Raw genomic sequence first — 23,604 nt, forward strand, 5'->3', positions numbered from 1 at the left:
GTGGCTAAAAACTATAGACAAAGAATTAATAATTACCTTCTATTAAAATCGGCACAACAAATTAATTTACATCTTTTTTGCCACAGATTAAACAGATTGCACGGATGGTCACAGATTTTTTATTTAACGAAAGCAAAAAATCAGTTTAATCCGTGGAATCTGTGGCTATAAATTATAGACAAAGAACTAATAATTCCCTTCTATTAAAACCGGCACACCAAACACCAAATTAATTTATATCTTTTTTGCCACAGATTAAACAGATTGCACGGATGGTCACAGATTTTTTATTTAACGAAAGCAAAAAATCAGTTTAATCCGTACAATCTGTGGCTAAAAACTATAGACAAAGAATTAATAATTACCTTCTATTAAAATCGGCACAACAAATTAATTTACATCTTTTTTGCCACAGATTAAACAGATTGCACGGATGGTCACAGATTTTTTATTTAACGAAAGCAAAAAATCAGTTTAATCCGTGGAATCTGTGGCTATAAATTATAGACAAAGAACTAATAATTCCATTCTATTAAAACCGGCACACCAAACACCAAATTAATTTACATCTTTTCGCCACAGATTAAACAGATTGCACGGATGGTCACAGATTTTTTATTTAATGAAAATAAAAAATCAGTTTAATCCGTGGAATCTGTGGCTAAAAATTATAGACAAAGAATTAATAATTACCTTTGTGCCTTCACAGAGAAAATAACTTTGTGTCTTAGGGACAAAATAATGAGATTGCTTCTTGCATCGCAATGACTATGAATAAAGAAAAAATCATAAACGAACTAAAATTCAAAGCCGTAAGAAGCTCTGGAGCCGGAGGACAAAACGTCAATAAAGTTTCGTCTAAGGTGGTCTTGACCTATGATTTAAATGCTTCCCAAGCACTTTCGGAAGAAGAAAAAGAAGTGCTTTCTGTAAAGTTAAAATCCAAATTAACTCTTGAGAATATTTTGATTATTAATTGTGATGAAGACCGAAGCCAACTTAAAAATAAAGAAATTGTCATCAAGCGATTTATCGATTTAATTACAAAAGCCTTAGTGGTTCCTAAAAAAAGAAAGCCAACCAAAATACCAAGATCGGTTATCGAAAAACGATTGAAAAACAAATCGGTAATGGCTACAATTAAGCAAAACCGGAGAAAACCGGAGCATTAAAAATCAATGGCAAAAATCAATGGCAATAGCAATGTTAAAATTCAAAATTGCTATTGATTTTTGCAATTGTAATTGATTTTTGACATTGCCATTGATTTTTGACATTCTTTTTCTATCTTTGCCCCGTCTCAAAAAGGGGTGCTCTAAATTACGAGCTGAGATTATACCCAATGAACCTGGGCAGGTAATGCTGCTAAGGGAAAAATGACAAATATAGTGTGCACGCTATAAAAAAGTCATAGGAAACAATTTTTTAATTTTAACAAAGAATAATTACCTCTTTTTATTCGTAAATATTTTACGAATGGAATTTTTATTTAAACAACTTTGCCACAAAGGCACAAAGACAAGAAGATTTAAACTTTTAAGTCTATTATCTATTCTCTTTTTTCTTTTTTCTTTTCTCTCTTTCTCACAAGAAAAACCCAAAGATTCTACCAAAGTCACCCAACTCGATGACGTTCTCGTTTCGGCAGTTCGTGTCACAACTAAAACACCAGTTAGTTTTAGTAATCTAACCAAAAAAGATTTCCAATTTCGAAATCTTGGGCAAGATATTCCTGTTTTAATGAACTTTATGCCGTCTGTAGTTACTACTTCCGATGCAGGAAATGGCGTGGGCTATACCGGAATTCGCGTCCGCGGAAGCGATGCCACACGAGTAAACGTAACCATCAACGGAATTCCTTATAACGATGCCGAAGGAAGCGGTACTTATTTTGTAAATCTACCCGATTTTGCTTCGTCTGTAGAAAGTTTGCAGTTGCAACGTGGCGTAGGAACTTCTACCAATGGTGCTGGTGCTTTTGGCGCAAGTTTGAACATGCTAACCGACTCCTATTCTAAGAAAAGTTTCGGGGAAATCTCCAATTCGGGAGGGAGTTTTAATACTCGAAAAAGCACCGTGAAATTTAGTACGGGATTGATGAACGACCATTTTGAAATTGCTGGGCGTTTATCGCAAATTAATTCCGATGGATATATTGACAGAGCGTCGTCTAATTTAAAATCCTATTTTTTGCAAGGTACCTATGTTGGCAAAACTACCTTAATTAAAGCGTTGGTTTTTGGTGGAAAAGAAAAAACCTACCAATCGTGGTATGGTGTAGATGCGGAAACCATGGCTGGCGATAGAACTTTTAACTATGCCGGAATGTACACCGATGCTTTTGGAAACACTCGTTTTTATGACAATCAAACCGATAATTACCAACAAGACCATTACCAATTGCATTGGAACGAGAAAATTTCTAGCAAGTGGAATACCAATTTGGCAGTGCATTACACCAAAGGGAAAGGCTATTACGAAGAATACCAAAACAACCAAAATTTTGCTGATTATGGCTTAACGCCGATAGTTGTTAATGGAACCACCATTGACGCTACCGATTTAATCCGTCAAAAATGGTTGGATAATGATTTTTACGGAACTACTTTTTCTGCTAATTATAAAGATAAAAAAGTAGATTTTATTTTTGGAGGTGCTTACAACCAATACAAAGGTAAGCATTTTGGAAAAGTAATTTGGACACGATATGCTTCTACTAGCGAATTGGGCGATCATTATTACGATTATTATGGTAACAAAAATGATGGAAATGTATTTGCTAAAGTCAATTACCAACTTACTACTAAATGGAGTTTGTATGGCGATTTGCAATACCGCCAAGTACAGTACCAAGCCAATGGCGTTGCAGCAGGATTGGTAAACGATACCTTTCATTTTTTCAATCCTAAAGCGGGTTTGAACTATACGCTTAATGCTAAAAACATTTTGTATTTTTCGTATGCAAGAGCCAACAGAGAACCGAATAGAACCGACTATGAAGGTGGCACTGTGAAGCCAGAAAAACTAAATGATTACGAATTGGGATGGCGATTTACGGCGGAAAAAGTGAAATGGAATACCAATATTTATTATATGGCCTACAAAGACCAATTAATTCTTACGGGTAATTTGGATGCTGTAGGAAACCCAATTCGCTCTAACAGTGAAAAAAGTTACCGTTTAGGTTTGGAAGTAGATGCTACCATTTCGCTTTCCAAACAAGTGAGCATCCGCCCGAATGTTACTTTAAGTCAGAACAAAAATGTAGATTTGAATGTGGATGGTGTAGGTTTCGGAAATAAGAATATTGCCTATTCTCCTAATGTAGTTGCAGGAAACATCTTGGTTTACCAACCTACTAACGGATTGCAAATTGCAGTAGTATCTAAATTTGTTGGCGATCAATATTTGAATAACATCGAATTAAAAGATGCCAAACTGCCTAATTATTTTGTAAATGATTTGAATGTATCCTATCAAATTTATCCTAAATCAATATTTAAATCGATTGTTTTTACAGGTTTGTGCAACAATATTTTGAGTAAAAAATACAGTTCCAATGGGTATATGTACGATATCTATCCGTATTATTACCCACAAGCAGGAAGAAATTTCTTAGTAGGTATGACTTTGAAATTCTAGTTGATTTCAAATATAAAAAAAGAGGCCATTTCATTAGTTAGGAGAGGGCCTCTTTTTTATTAAAGTTTTATTTTTTTTTAATTAAAACAGCGTATCCAAGCTGCCGACGATTGATTTCTGCTCGGATACACAATTTCCAAGCTGCCGACGATTGATTTCTGGTCAGATGACTGAAATCCAAGCAGCCGACAATAATTTTCTGGTCGGATGATTGAAATCCAAGCTGCCGACGATTGATTTCTGGTCAGATGACTGAAATCCAAGCAGCCGACGATTGATTTCTGGTCAGATGACTGAAATCCAAGCAGCCGACGATTGATTTCTGGTCGGATGACTGAAATCCAAGCAGCCGACAATAATTTTCTGGTCGGATGATTGAAATCCAAGCTGCCGACGATTGATTTCTGGTCGGATGACTGAAATCCAAGTTGCCGACGATTGATTTCTGCTCAGATGACTGAAATCCAAGCAGCCGACAATTGATTTCTTGATGGAAGAGTGGATACAGATGGATAGGACATCTATCCTAATTATTACCCATAAGCAGGTAGAAAATTCTTGGCAGGGTTAACTTTAAAATTCTAGTTACTTTAAAATATAAAAAAGAGGCCATTTCAATAGTTTAGAAATGGCCTCTTTTTAAAACTGAATCAGTTTACTAATTTCCAAATTATCGGGTAATCGCCCAACATTTTGGAGTTTTATTGCCGCTAATTTTTGTGCAATGGTTATACTTGTGTTTAAGTCATACTCGTGTAATTGCGCATAAAGAAAACCAGTCCAAAAAGCATCTCCTGCTCCGGTGGTGTCTTTTATTTCTTCTAACGGAATTGCTTTTTGAAACAACAAACCTTCCTTAACATCCGATACAACCACGCCATTTTTTCCTTTGGTAAGGCAAATAGTAGTTGCACCAAGAACATGGAAATAATCAAAAATAAATTCTTCCGATTTTACTACTGCAAATAAACGGTAGCAATCGTCTTCGCTAAGTTTCACCAACGGATCATAAGACAAATATTCTTTAATAACTTGTTTGGCTTCTTCTCTGTTGGGCCAAATTCGTTCGGAAAAATTAATGTCAATGCTTAATTGTAAACCCAATTCTTTTGCTCTTTTGGCTCTGTTTAAAATAGTGGTTCTTGCTGGATTTTTGCTTAAAGCAAAACAAGTAGTATGAAATATTTTAGCCTCTGCAAGTACCGCATCTGGTAATTGTTCTTCATATATTTCACAATCCGCTTGACGGTAGGGAATAAAATCGGGGGTTTCTGTAGATTTTGAAACAAAAATTACCGAAGTTGGCAAGGTATCCGATTTACCTATTTGAGCCGTATTTACCTTATTGGCTTTTAATTTTCGGATAATATAATCGCCCAAACCATCTTGACCGCAAGAGGCCACCAAAACCGATTTTAATCCCAATCGGGAAGCATTTACTGCAACATTAGTTGGGGAACCGCCAAGAAAACGGTGGTAATCTTTGGTTCTATTTATGGAAGTATTTACTTCATGACCGATAAAATCAATGAGTACTTCTCCAATACTTAGGATGTCGATAGATTTATTCAAAATTATAATAATAGTTTAAAATTGGTATTTAGGCTTTGTTGGAGCATCACTTCTGCAGCTGCACTCCAAGCACAGAACGAAACGCCATTAGGAGCTTCGGTATTGGTATTGAAATTTTCATAAAAGGAATAATTACCTAGGGCATTGGCATCTTGAATTTTATTCAAAATAGTAGTTGCTTTTTGGGTTTCCGATTTGGAAAGTAAGGCCAATCCGAAAAAACCATTGACCATAGACCAACTTCCGCCATTATGAAATTCATAAGGGAAATTTCTAAATTCGTATTTGCAATTGTTCTTCAATAAATTCCAATGTTCGTCACTTTCAAAAATAGGAGGCCAAAATGCAGGCACTAATCCTAGTTTGGTTTCTGATGCTAAGGTGGTGGCATGTTGTAGAATATTTCTTTGCATTGCTTTGGTTCCGATATTTAAAATAACCGCTAACGAATTTGCGAAAGCATCAAAATTAGTTTTATACCCGGAAGGCGAAAAAGAGCAAGGCATGTATCCTTTAAAATCCAATTCGTTATAAGCACGTTCGTGGAATTTTTCTCCAATAGTATTCGGTTGAAAATTTACCTCAACCTGCTTCTTGATATTCTCTATCTTATCGGATAATTGCGTTTCATTTGCAAAATGATTATAACTCCTTAGTGCCCAAATTCGCAATAATTGGTCGTACAAAACATAGCCATCGGTAATGTATTCATCGGCCCAATTTCCGGAAAGGGGAACGTATAAAAGATGTTTGTTGTTGAATTCCCAAGCATCCAAAAGGGCAAAACATTTTTCTATGGCAACTTTATTTTTATCTAGAAAGGCAACATCTTTAGTATAATAAACATATTGACAAACGCCTATTACAAACCAAGTTACTGCGTCTACTCTTCCGGCTAAACCGCCATAACTAACTTCTATTGTATCTTCTGAAAAGAAAACATTAGAAGGAATGGTTCCAATTTTGTGCTGGTGTTGTACTAAAGTTTCTAAAGTGTTTTTAAAAGTAGCAATCAACTTTTCATCGCCAGAGGCTAATGCTGCCAAACCACATATTACGCCATCACGAGCCCAAACACGTTTGTAGTTGGAGGTGTTTTCGGCACTGGCTAAAAATCCGTTTTCTGTAGAAACTTCGTGCAATAACGCAATTGCTTTTTGGTAGGCTGAATTATTCACTTACTGCAATTTTTTTTGTTTTAATAAATAAGGTGCAAATAGCGCTGATGAGCAATAATACACCTGCAAAAGTGATTGCCAATCGCGGATCGTTATTTAGGAAATGTTTCAAAATGTATCCAAAAGAAATCGTTTGAATGAACATCGGAATTACAATCATCATATTGATTATTCCCATATAAACGCCGTATCGTTCTTTAGGAATGGCACTTACTATCATTAGATACGGAATTCCCATCATGCTTGCCCATCCTATTCCGAAACCAGTAATGGCGGGGAATAATAAATATTTATTGTGGATGTGTGGAAACACTAAAAACCCAATTGCCGCTAGAATTAAACATCCAAAATGTACTTTTTTAGCAGAAAATTTTCTAGCAAAATAAACCAAACTAAACGCACATAAAAAGGTAACGATATTGTACCAGCCGTTAACTAGACCAGTCCAACTTACTGCTTCTCCATACAATTTCATGTCTTTTTCGGGAGTGGTATTCCAAACCGAAAGCGCAATACTTTTGGAGGAATTTTGCCAATAACAAAACAAGGCATACCATTGAAAAAGATACACTAAGGCCAGTTGCCACATCACTTTTGGCATCTCGGTTATCGCTTTAAAAATATCAACAAATGGCGATATAATACTTATGGATTCCGACTTTATTTTTTGCAGTTCTTCTTGTGTAGGCTCGATTTCTTTGGTAGTGTGCGAACTCCACCAAACCGAAGCGATAGAACAAATAGATCCTAGAAAAAAGGAAGCGAAAACCCAAGTGGGTAATTTACCCATAGTGCCAATAAATAAAAGCGGAAAAATGAATAGCGATACATTGGCTAGGGTTTGTCCGAAACCGGTAAAAAAACTTTGTGCTTGAAAGCCAGTTGGTTGTTGGTCATCGTCTAATTTATCTGCAATAAAAGCTCGGTATGGCTCCATTGCGGTATTGTTACCAACATCTAAAATCCAAAGTAATCCTGCTGCCATCCAAAGGGAACTACTGAAAGGAAAAAGGAACAATGCCAAACTACAAATTAAGGCTCCGATTAAGAAAAAAGGTTTTCTTCGTCCACCAAATTTTGGAGACCAAGTTTTATCGCTCAAAGCACCAATAATGGGTTGAATGATTAATCCTGTTAATGGTCCAGCCAAATTTAGAATTGGAATTTGATCGGGATGTGCTCCTAAAAAATCATAGATAGGATTTACGGCACTTTGTTGCAAGCCAAAACTATATTGGATACCAAGAAACCCAACATTCATGTTGATTATTTGCCAAAAAGTTAATGTCGGTTTTTTTAAATTCATTGGTACAACAATTTAATAGTTTAAAAAACAATTCCTGAGCTAAATTAAGCACAGGAATTGTTAACTAACAAAATAAAACATGAAATCTTTTAGAATCTGTAAGTAATAGCCATAGATACCGATCTTCCTGGCATTGGTCTAGCTCTAATATAATTTACTTTATTTTCTGTAATACTTCCTTCTTCTGCTTCGGTAATTGCCAAAGTGTTCAATAAGTTGTTTCCAGATAAATTTAAAGATAATCCTTTAGTTACTGTGAAATCTATAAATGAGTTAACAATCATAAATCCTTTCATAACTAACTTGTTTTCGTCTTGTGTGTATGCTTTAGATTGTCCAATAAAACTGAAACCAATTGCATTGTTGTTTTTTCCAAATTTGTAAGATGGAATAAAGTTATACATTAATTTTGGTTGTCTTCTAGCCTCTTTACCTTTGTTATCTCCTGAAGTAATTTCTGCTTTAGTATATGTTAAAGCGCCTCTAAGATTAAAATCTTTGGTCACATTGTAAGCTGTTTCAATCTCTAAACCAAGTGATTTGTAATTATTTTGGATGATAGATTGCGTAGTAGCTTCATATCCACCTTGCTCATCTGTTTTAGATTGAAAAGCAGTAGCATATAAATATCCTTTAGCAAATTTTTGTTTGAAACCAACTTCCGATTGGGTTAAGAAATCCAATGCGTTGATTTTGCTTCCATCCATATAGTTTAAACCAGAAAACAAGATTCTATCTGCTTTAGCAGAAGCACCTTTACTCATTCTAGCAAAAATAGATTGACTAGAAGATAATAAATAGTTTGCACCTACGGAGTAAGAGGTATAGTGGTAATCGTAATTAACAGCAGTAGAATTAGCAGTATTAACTGCATATACGTTTGCTTCCGCTGGAGAAATAACACCATTGTGATTTACATCAAATGCGGAAGAAGTTCCTCCTGCAAAAGATCCAGATACTTTACCCATATCGTAACGCAAACCTGCTTCAATAGAAAGTTTGTCGGTAGCATTTACATTAACGTTTACATAAGGTGCAGAAACATTGTATTGTGTATCGTAGTTTCTAGCTAAGTTACCCCAAGCTGGAGTTCCGTAAGCGTACAATCCGTTTTCAGAAAGTAAAGATCCACTACCGTTAGTAACGTTTAACAATCTTGGGTTATCATCCGATACTTCTTGTAAGTAAGAATTCCATAACCAAGACATTGAAATATTTTGAAGCGACTTGAAGTATCCAGCAGTAACATCTACTTTATCAAACTTTTTTGAAATTTTCAAATCGTTCATAAAGTTATTGAAGTTGTTCAATTGGGTATCAAACATGTGAATTCTTGCTACCAATCCGTTTGCTGTATTGAATGGCGTACCACTATTAGCATACGTTAAAGTAGCACCTGTTCCGAAAGAAGATGCAATTGATGCTGCAGATCCAACTTCTGCTGGAAAAGGTGCAATAAATCCTCCATTATTAGAAGAAAATCTTCCATTTTCAGAAATTTTCCATCCATTATCTAGAGTAAAATTAGCACTAGCTCCAATAGATTTAGAAACTGGGTGCATACCATCGGCAACGGCTGCTCTTCTTAATTCTCCATCAGGACCTAAACCAACATTATGATTTAAATATACCGATTGTAATGCGCCATGCGTAGCGTCAAAACCATCAATACTTCCCCATGATGGGTTAGCATTTGTACCCGAAACTTGAACTGGCATTGGCATGTAAGCTGCTGCTCTGTCATTTAAAAATTTAGCATAAATAGTTACCGAACCATTAGAAAATTCTTTGGTAAGATTAAATTTAAATTGGCCTCCGTTATTAGCAGTGAATCCTGTTTTTCTTACCCCTTCACCAGTTCTGTAAAATCCACCAGTGTGAAAGTATAAACCGTCTCCAATTTTAGTTCCGTAGTCAAAATCAGTTCTGAAATTACTATAATCCAATCCGAAACCTGTAGCAACTTTACCACCTTCTGTTTTACCAGTTTTGCTAATAAAGTTGATGATTCCACCAGGAGAGTTAGTCGCTAATATTGAAGCAGAACCTCCACGGATTGCTTCCACTTTAGCTACATTTCCGTCAAATCTTGTAAAAATATCGGCAGTTGCAAAAGAAATATCTCCAAATAATAATACCGGAAGACCGTCTTCTTGAATTTGTAAATACTTAGATCCACCAGAGGAAATTGGCACACCACGAACAGCAATATTGGAGTTTCCTTCACCACCTGAAGATTCCGAACGAATACCTGGAATGGTTCTGAAGATCTCGGCGGTTGAGCGAGGAGCCGATTGCTCAATTTGTTTCACATCTAAAGTAGTGATGGAAACACTGGATTGTAATTTAGTTTTAGGATTAACAACTCCCGTAACCACAACTTCTTCTAAATTAGAAGCGTCGTCTTGAAGTTTTACATCCAAAGTTGTGTTTCCGTTTACAGAAACATTTTGTTTACTGGTTTTTAGTCCAATATAAGATACCGTTACAGAAACAGTACCATTTGGTATTCCAGAAATAGAATAAGTTCCCTCTGCACTTGTTGAAGTAGATTTGGAGCCTGCCAAAACATTAGCGCCGCTAACTGCAACACCATTGTTATCGGTTACTTTTCCTGATAAAACACCACTTTGAGCGAACGATTGATTGCACAACACTAAGGCTGCTAGGACCATCATTTTTTTCAAAAAATTAGTAATTTTTTTCATTTTAGAATTTTGTTTGATTAATAAAAAAGGTTGTTTAATTATTCGAAATTATATTTTTAGTTAACTTAATATTAGCAAATTGTTATCGAAAACGTTTTCGAAAACACCGAAAACGTTTTCGTTTTTGAAATTAAAATTATTTTCATCATATTTGTTTCATGAAGGAGACAACTTTAAAACAAATTGCGGAAACTTTAGGGATTTCTATTACCACGGTTTCCAAAGCCCTAAAAAATTATCCCGATGTTAGCGAAAAGACTAAAAAATCGGTTTTAGATCTTGCTAATAGTTTGCAATATACTCCCAATTCTTTTGCAGTCAACCTTCGAACCAAAGAATCGAAAACCATAGGATTGATTATTCCCGAGGTAGTACACCACTTTTTCTCGAGTGTGGTTAATGGAATTATTGCTGAAGCTGAGAAAAATGGTTATTTGGTTATTATTCTTCAGTCGAATGAATCTTTAGAATTGGAAAAAAAACAAGTGGAATTACTTATAAATAAAAGAGTGGATGGAATTATTCTTTCTCTTTCTAATGAATCTAATGATGACTTCCATTTAAAAGAGATTATTCGAAGAGAAATTCCGTTGGTTCAATTTGATAAAATCGCAAAATTAATTCCGAGTTCCAAAGTAATCATCAACGACCAAAAGGCGGCTTTTGAAGCAACCGAACATTTAATACAAAAAGGTTGTAAGAAAATTGCTCACATTCGTGGACCAATAAATCCTCAGAATGCTATCGATCGATTTTTGGGTTATAAAAAAGCATTAGAAAAAAACAATATTCCTTTCGATTCCAAATTGGTTTATACCTGTAAGAATGTAACTTTTGAAGAAGGAAAAGAATTTGCAGAACAAATCATTACCGATCATCCCAATGTAGATGGGATTTTTGTCATTACCGATTTAGTTGCTGTTGGAGTGTTGGCTTATTTTAATGAAAACAACATCAAAGTTCCGCAACAAGTTAAAATAATTGGGTTTAGTAATTGGTTTATGTCGCAGGTAATTACACCAAAATTAAGCACAGTAGACCAACCAAGTTATGAAATGGGAGTTCAATCGTTCTACTTATTGTTGGAAGAAATGAATGCCAATAAAGAGATGAAGACCTTTACGCCAAAAACCATTGAACTTACAACTACTATTATAGAGAGAGAATCTTCACTATAATATTAGCCTCTTTTTAACCAACCAGTAACACTAAGACGTTGTTTGTTGGTTTCTAAAACCTCATGTTTAAGCTCATCACTTTTAAAGAAAACTGTTTTGCTTTCTGTTGGAGAAATCATTTGATTGTTGTCGGTTTGATAAATTTGTAATTCCCCACCATCTTGGGGTTGCCAATTGGGGTTTAAATAACTTACCATCGAAAATTGGCGTTGGTTATCGTTTTCAAATTGATCCAAGTGCGGTTTATAAAAACTTCCTTTTTCATATAAAGAATAATGAAATTCATAACTACTAATATTAGTGTAACAACTTTTATTTAAGTAGGCTACGAAAGCATCAATTTTAACAAAAAACGCATTTTCAAATTCATTGTTATGGGATTTATCCAGCCAATGAATTTTATCACTTCTAATTAAATTATTATGCGCCGTCTTTGAATCATTGCCAATGGAAGCATTTTTTAATACATCGGCAGCATTTAATTGCAATAAATGAATTGCTAAGTTTTGGCAGAGTTCTTTACCTAAAAAATCTTCCGAAATTCCTATTTTGTTTGTAATAAAACTGCTAATTAATTCCTCAAAACTATTTTCCATATTAGTTTAAAACTTGAAATGACAAGGTAGGGCAAGGTAGTCTATATTGCTTAATAATTTCAAGTATTTAATGAATGTAACTTTAATTTATCACAACTGACAAGTTAAATTACTGAATAAATGAAGATTGCAGATTTAACAAAAAACCATAAGAAAAAACCATGTTAATTATTAATGTTTACCTAAATTATTGATTATATTTGTGCATTAATATTTTTACCTTAAAATTAAATGAATCCCATATTATTAAAAAAGACATCTCTCCCTTATACTTTAGGTTTTGTTTTTCTGGCTTCAGTTGCCACTTTTTTGGTAACTACTCATTTTAGCGATAAAGAGGCAAACAAAATATTAGAATTAAAACAAACCAGTGATGCCTGTGTTTCTAATATTGAAAGATTAGAAGGATATCCTTTCGTTAAACCCCTATTATTTGTAGATGATGTATGTGAAGGGGATGGATTAGCAACTATAAAACAAAATGTGACTTCTGTAATTGAAAATTATAAAGCCTACAAAGGAGTAACAACCGCATCAGTTTACCTAAAAGAATACGAGCGAAATGAATGGATGGCGGTTAATGAGGACGAAAAATTCGAGCCCGGATCTCTATTTAAAGTGCCTATTTTAATAGCCTATTTAAAAATGAGTGAAGAGGCTCCTGGACTTTTAGATAAAAAATTACTTTTTAATCAAAACTTTAACATCGATAAGATAGTTGCTTTTAAATCTAAAAGCATACAAATAGGTACTACTTATACAATAAGAGAATTACTTAGATATATGATTGAATATTCAGACAATAATGCAACTGCTTTGCTAAATAATAATTTAAAATCAGATGTATTATTGAAATTATTTAAAGATTTAGATCTTAAGCTTCCTAATATTAGTGCAAAACAATATTTTTTTACGGTAAAACAATATTCTCTGTTTATGCGAGCTGTCTACAATGCTTCCTATTTAAATATAGATAATTCGGAATATGCAGCAGAATTACTTAGCAAATGTAATTTCAATGATGGAATTAGAAAAGGCGTTCCAGCATCAGTAAAAATAGCACATAAATTTGGAGAATCTGGAACCCCTTCAGAAAAACAATTACACGAAACGGCAATTGTATATTTAAAAGACAAGGCTTATTTATTAACCGTAATGACTAAGGGCAAAGACAACGTAGCGCTTTCTAATCTAATTGGTGAAATTTCTGGAGTGGTTTATAAAGAATTAAATAATTAATCGTAAAAATAATTGAGTCGCTTGGCATTATTTACTTATTGGTTAGTTAATCCTTAGCTAATACATTCATTAATCTTTCATCATTTTTGTAAATATCTTTATAAAAATTAATCTTTCCTTGATTGTCTACCCATGCTGTGAAATATCCAATATATACTGGTATTTTAGTTTTCAAGGTATACCAAGACTCCTTGTAAGTATGCATTGCTTGATCAATTTTTTCTGAATTCCAATTAGGATCGTTCTTTAAAATCAAGTTTGCTAATTCTACTGGTTTTTCTAAACGGATGCATCCATGACTAAAGGCACGAGTTTCTTCTTTAAATAAATTTTTAGAAGGGGTATCGTGCAAATAAATATTATTGCTATTAGGAAATAAAAACTTTATTAGCCCTAAAGAATTATCTGTACCTGGTTTTTGTCTAATTCCTCCATTATACCATTCCATGTGGTGGTTTCGGAGATAATTTTTATTTCTGCGCAAAGCAGGAAGGATCTCCTTTTTCAAGATGCTATTTGGAACATTCCAATACGGGCAAAAAACAATATAACTCATCCTACCGCTAAAAATTACGGTTTCGTGCATCACTTTACCAACCACTACTTTTGAAACTAAAGCGGGTTTTTTGTCTTTAAAAAAAGTAAGCTGAAAAGAAGGAATATTAATTACGATAAACTCTTTAGAAGAACTTAACCCGTTAGAAATCCATCGGCAACGTTCCATATTTAACATAATTGTTTTGATGCGATCCCCAATAGGAACATTCATTTCGGCAATATGTTTTGGAAGAATCACCTCATCTTCTTTGAAACCATTACGACTTTCAAAACTTAACAAACCGGTTTTTAATTCCTCATCATAAATGGAATCTTTTGAATCTCTAGCAAGATCGCCTTCTAAAAATAATCGAGAGCGAATTTGAATAATAACAGCAGAAGTGTCACCAGGTTTAAGAGACTTAAATTTTGGTTCTACCACTATCTTATCCCAACCCCCTTTTTTATCTAACTCTCGATACCGTTTTAATATGTCTCTTAATTTGTAATATTGTGGCAATAAATGTTTAACGTCCTCACTTTTGTTCTCAACCAAAAGCGAATCTAAATAATTTAAATAGGTTGGTTTATTTCTTGGCAAATACCAACCTAATTCTCTAGATTTTGCAATATCAATGCCATGAAAAACCTTATCAACATAAAATAAATAATAGGACGTTAAGCCCAGCTCTAATTCAATATCTGGAGCAGTAGTTTTTTTGGAATACTTATTATCAAACACAGTTTTATAAGGTACCGAAACAGCAATACCCTCGTCAGGCAGATTGTTTATTTTATTCCAAAGCACAGCCGAGGTTTCTTTAATACCATTACCATCATACCAAATATAATTATACTGTTGTTGTTGGTATATAATAACTGCTTGTTTTTTATAGGGCGACAGATTCGGATATTTTTTGTAAAATCCCGCAATCAAAGTACTATCAAATGGTGTTAACGTAATTGTTTTTTCTTTATATAACGAATCGTATCGCAATACAATAGGATTGCTTTTTTTGTTCTGACAAGAAACATTGCTAATGCCTAATGAAAATAGTAAATAGCAAAATATAAAATAAGTTTCACCTGCTTTTTTCATCTTTAATGTAGTTTTACCTAAAGTTACTATATTTACCTTAAATAAATGGTCCTTTAAACTAAAATATTTACTAAAATGAATGCAAAAAAAATCTTTGTAGTATTACTACTTCTAGCTGTTAGCAATTTTCAGGCACAAGAAAAAGCGAAACAAGAAATAAACACTATGTTAAATACTTGGCACAAAGCTGCTGCTGTTGCCAATTATAAAGATTATTTTTCGGTTTTAACCGATGATGCTATTTATATTGGAACTGATGCAACCGAAAAATGGAATAAAACTGCCTTTCAAGCATTTGCAAAACCCTATTTTGACAAAGGAAAAGCATGGAATTTTACATCTATAGAACGCCATATCTATTTTTCAGAAGATGGGAAAACCGCCTGGTTCGACGAATTATTAGACACCCAAATGAAAATTTGCAGAGGATCCGGCGTTGTTGTCAAAATTAAAAATAGTTGGAAGATTAAGCATTATGTGCTTTCTATGACAGTGCCAAATGAGAACACTGATGAAGTGGTAAAAATTAAATCACCTATAGAAGGTGTACTTTTATCTAATACAGAAAAGAGGCAATAAAAATAAAAAGGGTGAAATTTCTTTCACCCTTTTTGCCCCAAATCTACCATAAACTTAACCTACTAATCTCATGGTGATACAAATATAGGCACGCAAGATTCTTATCTCAAAATAAAATTGTTCAACGACACTAAAAATCGACTAAATACACAATTTTGGTAATTTAAGTGCTCTTTTTCTATTTTATATCGTCGAAAAGTTAATTTTATTAGACAAAATATACTTGCCTTAGAATTAAAGAAACAATAAAAATAGTAAAAGACGAAAATCAAAGAATACTGGTTAATCCATTTTTATTTTAGAAGTCGAGTATTGTTTTTCTAAATTTATTTTAAGTGGAGTAAAATTATAACTTTCTAAAGAGGAGCTATAAAAGGTTTGGAGTAATATTCCATACTTAATTGAAAATGGAATACTAAATAAGAGGAGTACTAGATTCCAATAAAAAATAAAAAAGGTGAAATTTCTTTCACCTTTTTTGCCCCAAATCTACCATAAATTTAACCTACTAATCTCATGGTGGTACAAATATATGCGCACTTGATTCTTATCTCAAAATAAAATTGTTGAACGACAGTAAAAATCGATTAAATGCACTTTTTAATCAAATTTAATAGGCTCTAGCGTCTTTACCTTCATAAAAATTCATAAAAGCTCGACTAACAACACGATTTCCTCCTGGCGTTGGATAATCACCGGTAAAATACCAATCGCCCAAATTATTTGGACACGCTTGATGCAAATTATCAATGGTTTGAAAAAGAATTTTTACCTCCGCATGTATATCGCTTGTAATTAATAATTCTGCGATTTTATTGGATATTTCGGTATCCGTAAAAGGCGCATATATTTCGGTAACATAATTTACTAGTTCTGTATCCACCTTGTTTTCTTGCGCTTTGCATTTGCTATAGACCTCGTCAACAATATGGTATAGATTTCGTTCTTTTAATAAAGCCATTGTAGCTTGAAAAGCTATAAGCCCTTCGAGTTTTGCCATGTCAATACCATAACAATCCGGATACCTAATTTGTGGTGCCGAAGAAACTATTACTATGCGCTTAGGATGCAAACGATCCATCATTTTAAGGATACTCATTTTTAACGTAGTTCCTCTCACAATGCTATCGTCAATAATCACTAAATTATCGGAAGGTTTAATGATGCCATAAGTTACATCATAAACGTGAGCAACTAAATCGTCACGACTACTATCTTCGGTAATGAAGGTTCTCAGTTTAGCGTCTTTAATAGCAACTTTTTCAGTTCTAATTTTAACCGATAAAATTTCTTCCAATTTTTCTTTGGTAAGTGTTTTACGATTATTTAAAATAAACTGATTTTTTCGTTGGTTTAAAAAATCGTTTGCCGCTTCTATCATCCCATAAAAAGAAGTTTCGGCAGTATTGGGAATATAAGAAAAAACAGCATTGTCGGTGTCGTTTTCTATAGCTTCCAAAACTGCAGGAAGTATTAATTTACCGAGATTTTTTCGTTCTTGATATATTTCTGCATCACTTCCTCTTGAAAAATAAATTCGTTCAAAAGAACATGCTTTTTTTACTGTAGGAATAATTATTTCTTCTTCAGTAACCGTACCGTTTTTCTTAATTATTAAAGCATTTCCGGGTTGTAATTCTTTTACTTTTTCAAAAGGAACATTGAAAACTGTTTGGATAACTGGTCTTTCGGAGGCAACAACGACAATTTCATCATCTTCATAAAAATAAGCAGGACGAATTCCAGCAGGATCTCTAAAAACAAAAGCGTCACCATGACCAAATAATCCCGCCATGGCATAGCCACCATCCCATCCTTTAGAAGCTCTTTTTAATATTTTAGCAACAGGTAGTTTTTCTGCAATTACAGGGGAAGCTTCTCTTTTAGAAAGTCCATCATTTTTACATTCTAAATACAAATCGGTTACCTCATCGTCTAGAAAGTGTCCTATTTTTTCCATTACCGTAACAGTATCGGCCATTTCTTTAGGGTGTTGCCCTAATTCTACCAAACTATTAAAAAGTTCCTTAACATTGGTCATATTGAAATTTCCAGCAACAATAAGATTTCGATGCATCCAATTGTTTTGACGTAAAAAAGGATGTACGCTTTCAATATTGTTTTTGCCAAAAGTTCCATAGCGCACATGTCCTAGGAATAATTCACCTATATAAGGAATTTTAGATTTTTGAAGTGCTACATTATCGGCATATTCTGGATGCGCAGCCATTTCTTCATTGATGCGCTCATTAATTTGAGCGAAAACATCTTGAATAGGCTGTGTATCGTTAGATCGAACCCTACTTATATATCTTTGACCAGGTTGCACATCTAATTTAATAGATGCAAACCCAGCGCCATCTTGACCACGGTTGTGTTGCTTTTCCATTAGGAGATACATTTTCTGTATGCCATAAAAAGCCGAACCGTATTTTTCTTTGTAAAATTCCAACGGTTTTTTTAATCGTAAAAGGGCAATTCCACATTCGTGTTTTATTGCGTCACTCATTGTTGTTGTAGTTGTTTAGTTGTCTTGTTTATTATTAGTCACTGATTTTAAATACCTGTTAATTCAGTGATTTTTGGGAAATGCTATTTTAAAATAAAAATGCCCCGAAATTTCGAGGCATAAATTTATTATAATTCTATGTCAAATTGCGTTAACGATTTGAATTGTTTTAATCTATCTTGAACTTCTGGTTTTTGCAACGATTCCATTCTTTCGGTTCCGAATTTCTCCACACAAAAGGAAGCTAAGTTAGAACCTTGAATAATAGCGTTTTTCAAATTGTTAAACGAAATGTTTTCGCTTTGGGCAATATATCCTGAGAATCCACCAGCAAAAGTGTCACCAGCTCCAGTTGGATCAAATACCTCTTCTAATGGAAGGGCTGGAGCAAAAAACACCTCTTTATTATGAAACAATAAAGCACCATGTTCTCCTTTTTTAATCACTACATATTTAGGGCCCATGGCATGTATTTTAGCAGCGGCTTTAACTAAAGAATATTCTCCAGATAACTGACGAGCTTCTTCATCGTTAATAGTAATAACATCTACACGTTTTATTACATCCAGCAATTCTGGCAAAGCGCAATCCATCCAAAAGTTCATCGTGTCTAATACTACTAATTTAGGAGTAGAAGTCATTTGGTTTAGGACTCCACTTTGAACCAAAGGGTGCAAGTTTCCTAACATAACTATTTCTGCATCCTTAAATTCTTGAGGTACCACAGGGTTAAAATCAGCAAGAACATTAAGTTCTGTAATTAAGGTATCGCGAGAATTCAAATCGTTATGGTATTTCCCACTCCAAAAGAAAGTTTTACCTCCTTTTACAATTTCAATTCCAGAAATATCGATATTTCTTGCTGTAAGTAAATCTAAATATTCTTGTGGAAAATCTTCTCCAACTACCGAAACAATTCCAGATTTTACATTAAAATGAGAAGCAGAAAGTCCAATATAAGTGGCAGCACCACCAAGGATTTTATCTGTTTTGCCAAAAGGAGTTTCTATAGCATCAAAAGCTACTGTACCTACTATTAAAAGTTTGTTCATTCTACAAATATGAAGTTAAAGTCGCAAAGATATGTTTTAGTTTATAAGTTTAAAAGTTTAAAGGTTTAAAAGTTTAAATATTGGATTTCAAAATTCAAAATTAATATTTGCTAAATAAATAAGTTTGATTACTGTTTTTTAGACAATTAATTCACTATATTTATATCAATTAATCAATTTTCCTACTATCATAAATTAATTTACTCATTTTTGCGTAAATATTATAAAAAAACATATACATCCAAATGCTAAAATTTGCAATATGCAACATAGAGGAGAAATAATAAAAGATGCTGTTTATAAATCTGGTTATTCCATCACGGAATTAGCCAAGCGAATGGGCAAAAGTAGAAGATGGGTGTATTTAATGTTCGAAAACCATAGTGTTTCTTTGGACGTCATATTACAAATAGGTCAAATTATTCACCATAATTTCACCAAAGAAATTGCCGACTTATATCCTTTGAAAAAAATTCTAAATAAATCATTATCCGATTTACATGAGGAGGATTATTCTAATGATTACTGGAAAAATAAATACTTACAGTTGTTAGAAGAATTTAATGCTTTACTAAAAGAGAAGGGCAATTAATTAAAAAGTTGGGATACTATTTATAGCAATTTCTCCTCTTCTTTTTCATAAAAGATATCTACCGAAAGATTTTTTAAACCAGAAGCATATACTGCTAATTGATCGCAACGTTCATTTTGCGGATGGTTGTTGTGTCCTTTTATCCATTTAAAATCAACATGGTGTTTACGGTATATTTTTAAAAAACGTTTCCATAAATCGGAGTTTTTTCGGTCTACAAAACCTTTTTTCTCCCAACCCAGTACCCATTTTTTCTCCACCGAATCTACCACATATTTAGAATCGGAAATTACTAACACCGACATGTTAGGGTTTTTTAGTTGTTCCAAACCAACAATAACGGCCAGAAGCTCCATTCTATTATTAGTAGTTAATCGAAAGCCTTCATAAAATTCTTTTTTATGAGGGGTGCCTACTAATTCCATAACAACTCCATAACCACCATTTCCGGGGTTTCCTTTTGCAGCACCATCGGTATAAATGTGAACTTGATGAGACATTAGTATTTACGAGGTTAAAAGTACGAGGTACGAAGTTATTAAATATTAAGTAAAAGTTTTTCAATAACTTTTGGAAAGTATTGGTGTTCTAATACATGGATTTTTTCGGCAATTGCTTCTGCAGTAGCGCAATCTTCAATAGTTACCGATTTTTGAAAAATAATTCCGCCTTCATCATAATGTTCGTTTACATAATGAATGGTGATTCCGGTTTCTTTTTCTTTATTGTCTAAAACAGCTTGGTGCACATTCCTACCATACATTCCTTTTCCGCCATATTTTGGTAATAGTGCTGGATGAATGTTTATTATCTTGTTTGGGAAGGATTTTACTATAGACTCTGGAAATTTCCATAAAAATCCAGCAAGAACTATTAAATCAGGATTGTCTTGCGCTATTTTAGCAGCAATTGTTCCATCGTTTAATTCTTCTCTATTAAAGATTTCCACAGGAACCAATAGTCTATTAGCACGTTCAATTACTTTTGCAGAAGGATTATTGGTATACACCCGAACTACCTCGCTAGTTTTTTTTTCTTGACAATGACTAATTATTCTCTCGGCATTAGATCCGGATCCTGATGCAAATACTATTATTTTTTTCATTATTGTAATTCATTCGTTGGTGCAAAAATACGGAAGTTTTATCATTAAAAAGTATGCTAAATTCGATCAAAAAATGCTAAATTTTTGCAGTCAAAATTTTTACAGAGGCAAAAAAAAGAATAATAAATAATATAAATGAGGACTTTGTAAAATAATTTTTTTAATTTCGTAGTCATATTTATTAACTAAAAGATGGTTTTAAGATAAAGTTTTTTATTTTTGCCAACAATTTAAATTTAAAATTAAAGATTATGTCAGACATTGCATCAAGAGTTAAAGCGATTATCGTAGACAAATTAGGCGTTGACGAGAATGAAGTTGTAACAGAAGCAAGCTTCACTAACGATTTAGGAGCAGATTCATTAGACACTGTTGAGCTTATTATGGAGTTCGAAAAAGAATTTGACATCCAAATTCCAGACGACCAAGCAGAAAACATTGCTACAGTAGGTCAAGCTATTTCGTATATTGAAGAAGCAAAAAAATAATAAACAAAAAACCCGTATGCATTATTTGTATACGGGTTTTTATTATTATTAAAAAAATTAAACTATTTTTGATTGAATTTCAATCACCGAATATTGAAATACCCTTGTCTCTTTAAGCTTTTACATAAAGAAAACAGGGTATTATTTATTTAAATACTATTTAAAAAAAATTATATGCAATTAAAGCGTGTTGTTGTAACTGGTCTTGGAGCATTAACTCCTATAGGTAACTCCATCCAAGAATATTGGGATGGATTGATTAATGGAAGAAGTGGTGCTGCCCCTATAACCTATTACGATACTGAAAAGCATAAAACAAAATTTGCTTGTGAAGTGAAAAACTTCAACATTGAAGATTATATGGATCGTAAAGAATCCCGCAGACTAGATAAATTCTCTCAGTATGCTATTGCTTCTAGCGATGAAGCGATTAAGGATGCTGGAATTACACACGATAACGTAAACAAACACCGTGTTGGAGTGATTTGGGGCGCCGGAATTGGCGGTCTAGAAACGTTCCAGGAAGAGGTGATGTATTATGCTAAAGGGGATGGAACTCCAAAATTCAATCCTTTCTTTATTCCTAAAATGATTGCCGATATTGCTCCAGCGCACATTTCGATGCGTAATGGCTATATGGGACCTAATTATACTACTGTTTCTGCTTGTGCATCTTCGGCTAACGCTATGATTGATGCCTTCAACTATATCCGATTGGGAATGTGTGATGTAATAATTACAGGAGGTTCGGAAGCCGCAGTAACTATTGCAGGAATGGGTGGATTTAATTCCATGCACGCCTTATCCACAAGAAATGATAGTCCAGAAACGGCTTCAAGACCATTCGATGCAACTCGCGACGGTTTTGTTCTTGGTGAAGGATCGGGTGCTATTGTTTTAGAAGAATACGAACATGCTAAAGCGCGTGGTGCTAGGATTTATTGTGAAGTTGGCGGTGGCGGAATGTCATCGGATGCTTACCATTTAACCGCTCCACACCCAGAAGGAATTGGTGTAATTGCCGTTATGGAAAACACCTTACGGGATGCAGGAATGACACCAGATATGGTAGATCACATCAACACTCATGGAACTTCAACTCCTCTTGGAGATGTAGCCGAATTAAAAGCAATAAGCCATGTGTTTGGTGCGCATGCTAAAAACATCAACATCAATTCAACTAAATCCATGACGGGTCACCTATTGGGTGCTGCGGGCGCTATTGAATCGATTGCGGTTATTTTGGCAATGCAAAACAGTATTGTTCCTCCAACCATTAACCATAAGGTTGTGGATGAAAACATCGACCCTTCTTTAAACTTAACTCTAAATGTTCCTCAAAAAAGAGAAATAAATGTTGCCATGAGTAACACTTTCGGATTTGGAGGTCATAATGCTTGTGTTTTATTTAAAAAACTAGTAGATTAAGTTTTGAAACAAATTCTTAAAAAAATATTTTCTAATAATTCCCGTCCTAAAGAGGGCGGGAATTTTTTTATTACCATTCAAAAAATGGTTGGCTTTAAGCCAATAAACCTAAAATACTACAAAAAAGCCTTTACCCATAGGTCTTCCAATATTTTAGATGAAGACGGTCTCCCATTAAACTACGAACGATTAGAATTTCTTGGCGATGCCATGCTTAGTGCAGTTATTGCAGCCCATTTACATAAAGTGGTTCCAACAGGAGATGAGGGATACTTAACCAAAATGCGTTCTAAAATTGTAAGTAGAGAACATTTGAACGAATTGGGAAGGGATATGAATCTTGTAGATTTCGTTGAAAGTAAAGTTCCCCCACAACATTTCGGCGAAAACATTCACGGCAATCTTTTTGAAGCATTAGTAGGTGCAATTTTTTTAGACAAAGGTTATGTAGGTTGCGAATTATTTATTCAACAACGGGTTATTCTTCCGTATGTAGATATCGCACGACTCGAAGGAAAAGTAATTAGTTACAAAAGTTTGGTGATTGAATGGTGTCAAAAAGAGAAGAAACAATTTTTTTATGATGTTTATGATGACAATGGCATAGACGGGCAACGTTATTTTGGAGTAAAATTAAGTATTGACGATAAAGTGATTGCCAAATCGAGAGCTACCTCTAAAAAGAAGGCAGAAGAAATTGCTTCCAAAAGAGCTTATTTTGCATTTCAAGAAAAAATTAACACTATTTAAATTAATTTCTTAAAAAACTATAACGTTATCGTTCATAAAATAACGT

At 33.8% G+C, this 23,604-nt stretch carries 19 protein-coding genes and 1 riboswitch; of the genes, 9 read left to right on the plus strand and 10 right to left on the minus strand.

What is annotated here, in order from left to right:
- Positions 1-770: 770 nt before the first annotated feature.
- Together arfB and ACIQ2J_RS08110 are read left to right on the plus strand one after the other, a co-directional pair.
- Complete coding sequence (gene arfB / locus ACIQ2J_RS08105; protein ID WP_396168405.1) at positions 771-1,172, plus strand: alternative ribosome rescue aminoacyl-tRNA hydrolase ArfB; 402 nt, start codon at positions 771-773, stop codon at positions 1,170-1,172.
- A 124-nt stretch (positions 1,173-1,296) separates the two neighbouring features.
- Positions 1,297-1,391, plus strand: a riboswitch (TPP riboswitch).
- A gap of 85 nt (positions 1,392-1,476) precedes the next feature.
- Positions 1,477-3,642: a TonB-dependent receptor gene (locus tag ACIQ2J_RS08110; RefSeq protein ID WP_396168407.1), complete on the plus strand. Its 2,166-nt coding sequence runs from the start codon at positions 1,477-1,479 to the stop codon at positions 3,640-3,642.
- A gap of 639 nt (positions 3,643-4,281) precedes the next feature.
- Here the strand turns inward: ACIQ2J_RS08110 and ACIQ2J_RS08115 are convergent.
- The 4 genes from ACIQ2J_RS08115 to ACIQ2J_RS08130 form a co-directional block, all read right to left on the minus strand.
- A complete protein-coding gene (locus ACIQ2J_RS08115; protein ID WP_396168409.1) occupies positions 4,282-5,214 on the minus strand; it encodes a carbohydrate kinase family protein in 933 nt (310 codons plus the stop codon).
- Positions 5,215-5,216: 2 nt separating this feature from the next.
- On the minus strand, positions 5,217-6,392 hold the full coding sequence (locus ACIQ2J_RS08120; RefSeq protein WP_396168411.1) for a glycoside hydrolase 100 family protein: 1,176 nt from the start codon (positions 6,390-6,392) through the stop codon (positions 5,217-5,219).
- Positions 6,385-7,698: an MFS transporter gene (locus ACIQ2J_RS08125; RefSeq protein ID WP_396168414.1), complete on the minus strand. Its 1,314-nt coding sequence runs from the start codon at positions 7,696-7,698 to the stop codon at positions 6,385-6,387. The genes ACIQ2J_RS08120 and ACIQ2J_RS08125 overlap by 8 nt, the downstream gene beginning before the upstream one ends.
- 89 nt (positions 7,699-7,787) lie before the next feature.
- Positions 7,788-10,376, minus strand: coding sequence for a TonB-dependent receptor domain-containing protein (locus ACIQ2J_RS08130; protein WP_396168416.1), 2,589 nt, complete (start codon positions 10,374-10,376; stop codon positions 7,788-7,790).
- Positions 10,377-10,564: 188 nt separating this feature from the next.
- Between ACIQ2J_RS08130 and ACIQ2J_RS08135 the strand changes: the two genes are divergently transcribed.
- Entirely contained in the window at positions 10,565-11,584 is a 1,020-nt protein-coding gene (locus ACIQ2J_RS08135) for a LacI family DNA-binding transcriptional regulator (protein WP_396168418.1), read from the plus strand.
- Positions 11,585-11,586: 2 nt separating this feature from the next.
- Here the strand turns inward: ACIQ2J_RS08135 and ACIQ2J_RS08140 are convergent, their stop codons facing one another.
- On the minus strand, positions 11,587-12,180 hold the full coding sequence (locus ACIQ2J_RS08140; protein ID WP_396168419.1) for a 2OG-Fe(II) oxygenase: 594 nt from the start codon (positions 12,178-12,180) through the stop codon (positions 11,587-11,589).
- Between the two features lie 231 nt (positions 12,181-12,411).
- Here ACIQ2J_RS08140 and ACIQ2J_RS08145 point away from each other — a divergent pair, with 231 nt between their 5' ends.
- Entirely contained in the window at positions 12,412-13,419 is a 1,008-nt protein-coding gene (locus ACIQ2J_RS08145) for a serine hydrolase (RefSeq protein WP_396168420.1), read from the plus strand.
- 46 nt (positions 13,420-13,465) lie between these two features.
- On the opposite strand, the gene ACIQ2J_RS08150 is transcribed toward ACIQ2J_RS08145, so the two are convergent.
- Positions 13,466-15,055, minus strand: coding sequence for a murein L,D-transpeptidase (locus tag ACIQ2J_RS08150; protein ID WP_396168422.1), 1,590 nt, complete (start codon positions 15,053-15,055; stop codon positions 13,466-13,468).
- A 75-nt stretch (positions 15,056-15,130) separates the two neighbouring features.
- On the opposite strand from ACIQ2J_RS08150, the gene ACIQ2J_RS08155 reads away from it, so the two are divergent.
- Positions 15,131-15,634: a nuclear transport factor 2 family protein gene (locus ACIQ2J_RS08155; protein ID WP_396168423.1), complete on the plus strand. Its 504-nt coding sequence runs from the start codon at positions 15,131-15,133 to the stop codon at positions 15,632-15,634.
- Positions 15,635-16,244: 610 nt separating this feature from the next.
- On the opposite strand, the gene ACIQ2J_RS08160 is transcribed toward ACIQ2J_RS08155, so the two are convergent.
- Both ACIQ2J_RS08160 and ACIQ2J_RS08165 read right to left on the minus strand, forming a co-directional pair.
- On the minus strand, positions 16,245-18,143 hold the full coding sequence (locus ACIQ2J_RS08160; protein WP_396168425.1) for an amidophosphoribosyltransferase: 1,899 nt from the start codon (positions 18,141-18,143) through the stop codon (positions 16,245-16,247).
- A gap of 128 nt (positions 18,144-18,271) precedes the next feature.
- The gene (locus ACIQ2J_RS08165) at positions 18,272-19,195 is read right to left on the minus strand and encodes a PfkB family carbohydrate kinase (protein WP_396168427.1); all 924 of its coding nucleotides are present in this window, start codon (positions 19,193-19,195) and stop codon (positions 18,272-18,274) included.
- A 262-nt stretch (positions 19,196-19,457) separates the two neighbouring features.
- Here ACIQ2J_RS08165 and ACIQ2J_RS08170 point away from each other — a divergent pair, with 262 nt between their 5' ends.
- A complete protein-coding gene (locus ACIQ2J_RS08170; RefSeq protein WP_396168429.1) occupies positions 19,458-19,787 on the plus strand; it encodes a hypothetical protein in 330 nt (109 codons plus the stop codon).
- Between the two features lie 20 nt (positions 19,788-19,807).
- On the opposite strand, the gene rnhA is transcribed toward ACIQ2J_RS08170, so the two are convergent.
- Positions 19,808-20,287: a ribonuclease HI gene (gene rnhA / locus ACIQ2J_RS08175; RefSeq protein ID WP_396168431.1), complete on the minus strand. Its 480-nt coding sequence runs from the start codon at positions 20,285-20,287 to the stop codon at positions 19,808-19,810.
- A 38-nt stretch (positions 20,288-20,325) separates the two neighbouring features.
- A complete protein-coding gene (gene purN, locus ACIQ2J_RS08180) occupies positions 20,326-20,892 on the minus strand; it encodes a phosphoribosylglycinamide formyltransferase (protein ID WP_396168433.1) in 567 nt (188 codons plus the stop codon).
- A 251-nt stretch (positions 20,893-21,143) separates the two neighbouring features.
- Here purN and ACIQ2J_RS08185 point away from each other — a divergent pair, with 251 nt between their 5' ends.
- The 3 genes from ACIQ2J_RS08185 to ACIQ2J_RS08195 all read left to right on the plus strand — a co-directional run bounded on the left by ACIQ2J_RS08185 (position 21,144) and on the right by ACIQ2J_RS08195 (position 23,558).
- Entirely contained in the window at positions 21,144-21,380 is a 237-nt protein-coding gene (locus ACIQ2J_RS08185) for an acyl carrier protein (RefSeq protein WP_007137004.1), read from the plus strand.
- Positions 21,381-21,554: 174 nt separating this feature from the next.
- Positions 21,555-22,808 (plus strand): beta-ketoacyl-ACP synthase II, encoded by a 1,254-nt coding sequence (gene fabF, locus ACIQ2J_RS08190; RefSeq protein WP_396168435.1) that lies wholly within the window; start codon positions 21,555-21,557, stop codon positions 22,806-22,808.
- A 3-nt stretch (positions 22,809-22,811) separates the two neighbouring features.
- Entirely contained in the window at positions 22,812-23,558 is a 747-nt protein-coding gene (locus tag ACIQ2J_RS08195; protein ID WP_396168437.1) for a ribonuclease III family protein, read from the plus strand.
- Positions 23,559-23,604: the final 46 nt, after the last annotated feature.

The organism is Flavobacterium sp., from assembly GCF_044357305.1.
Taxonomy (GTDB): Bacteria; Bacteroidota; Bacteroidia; order Flavobacteriales; family Flavobacteriaceae; genus Flavobacterium.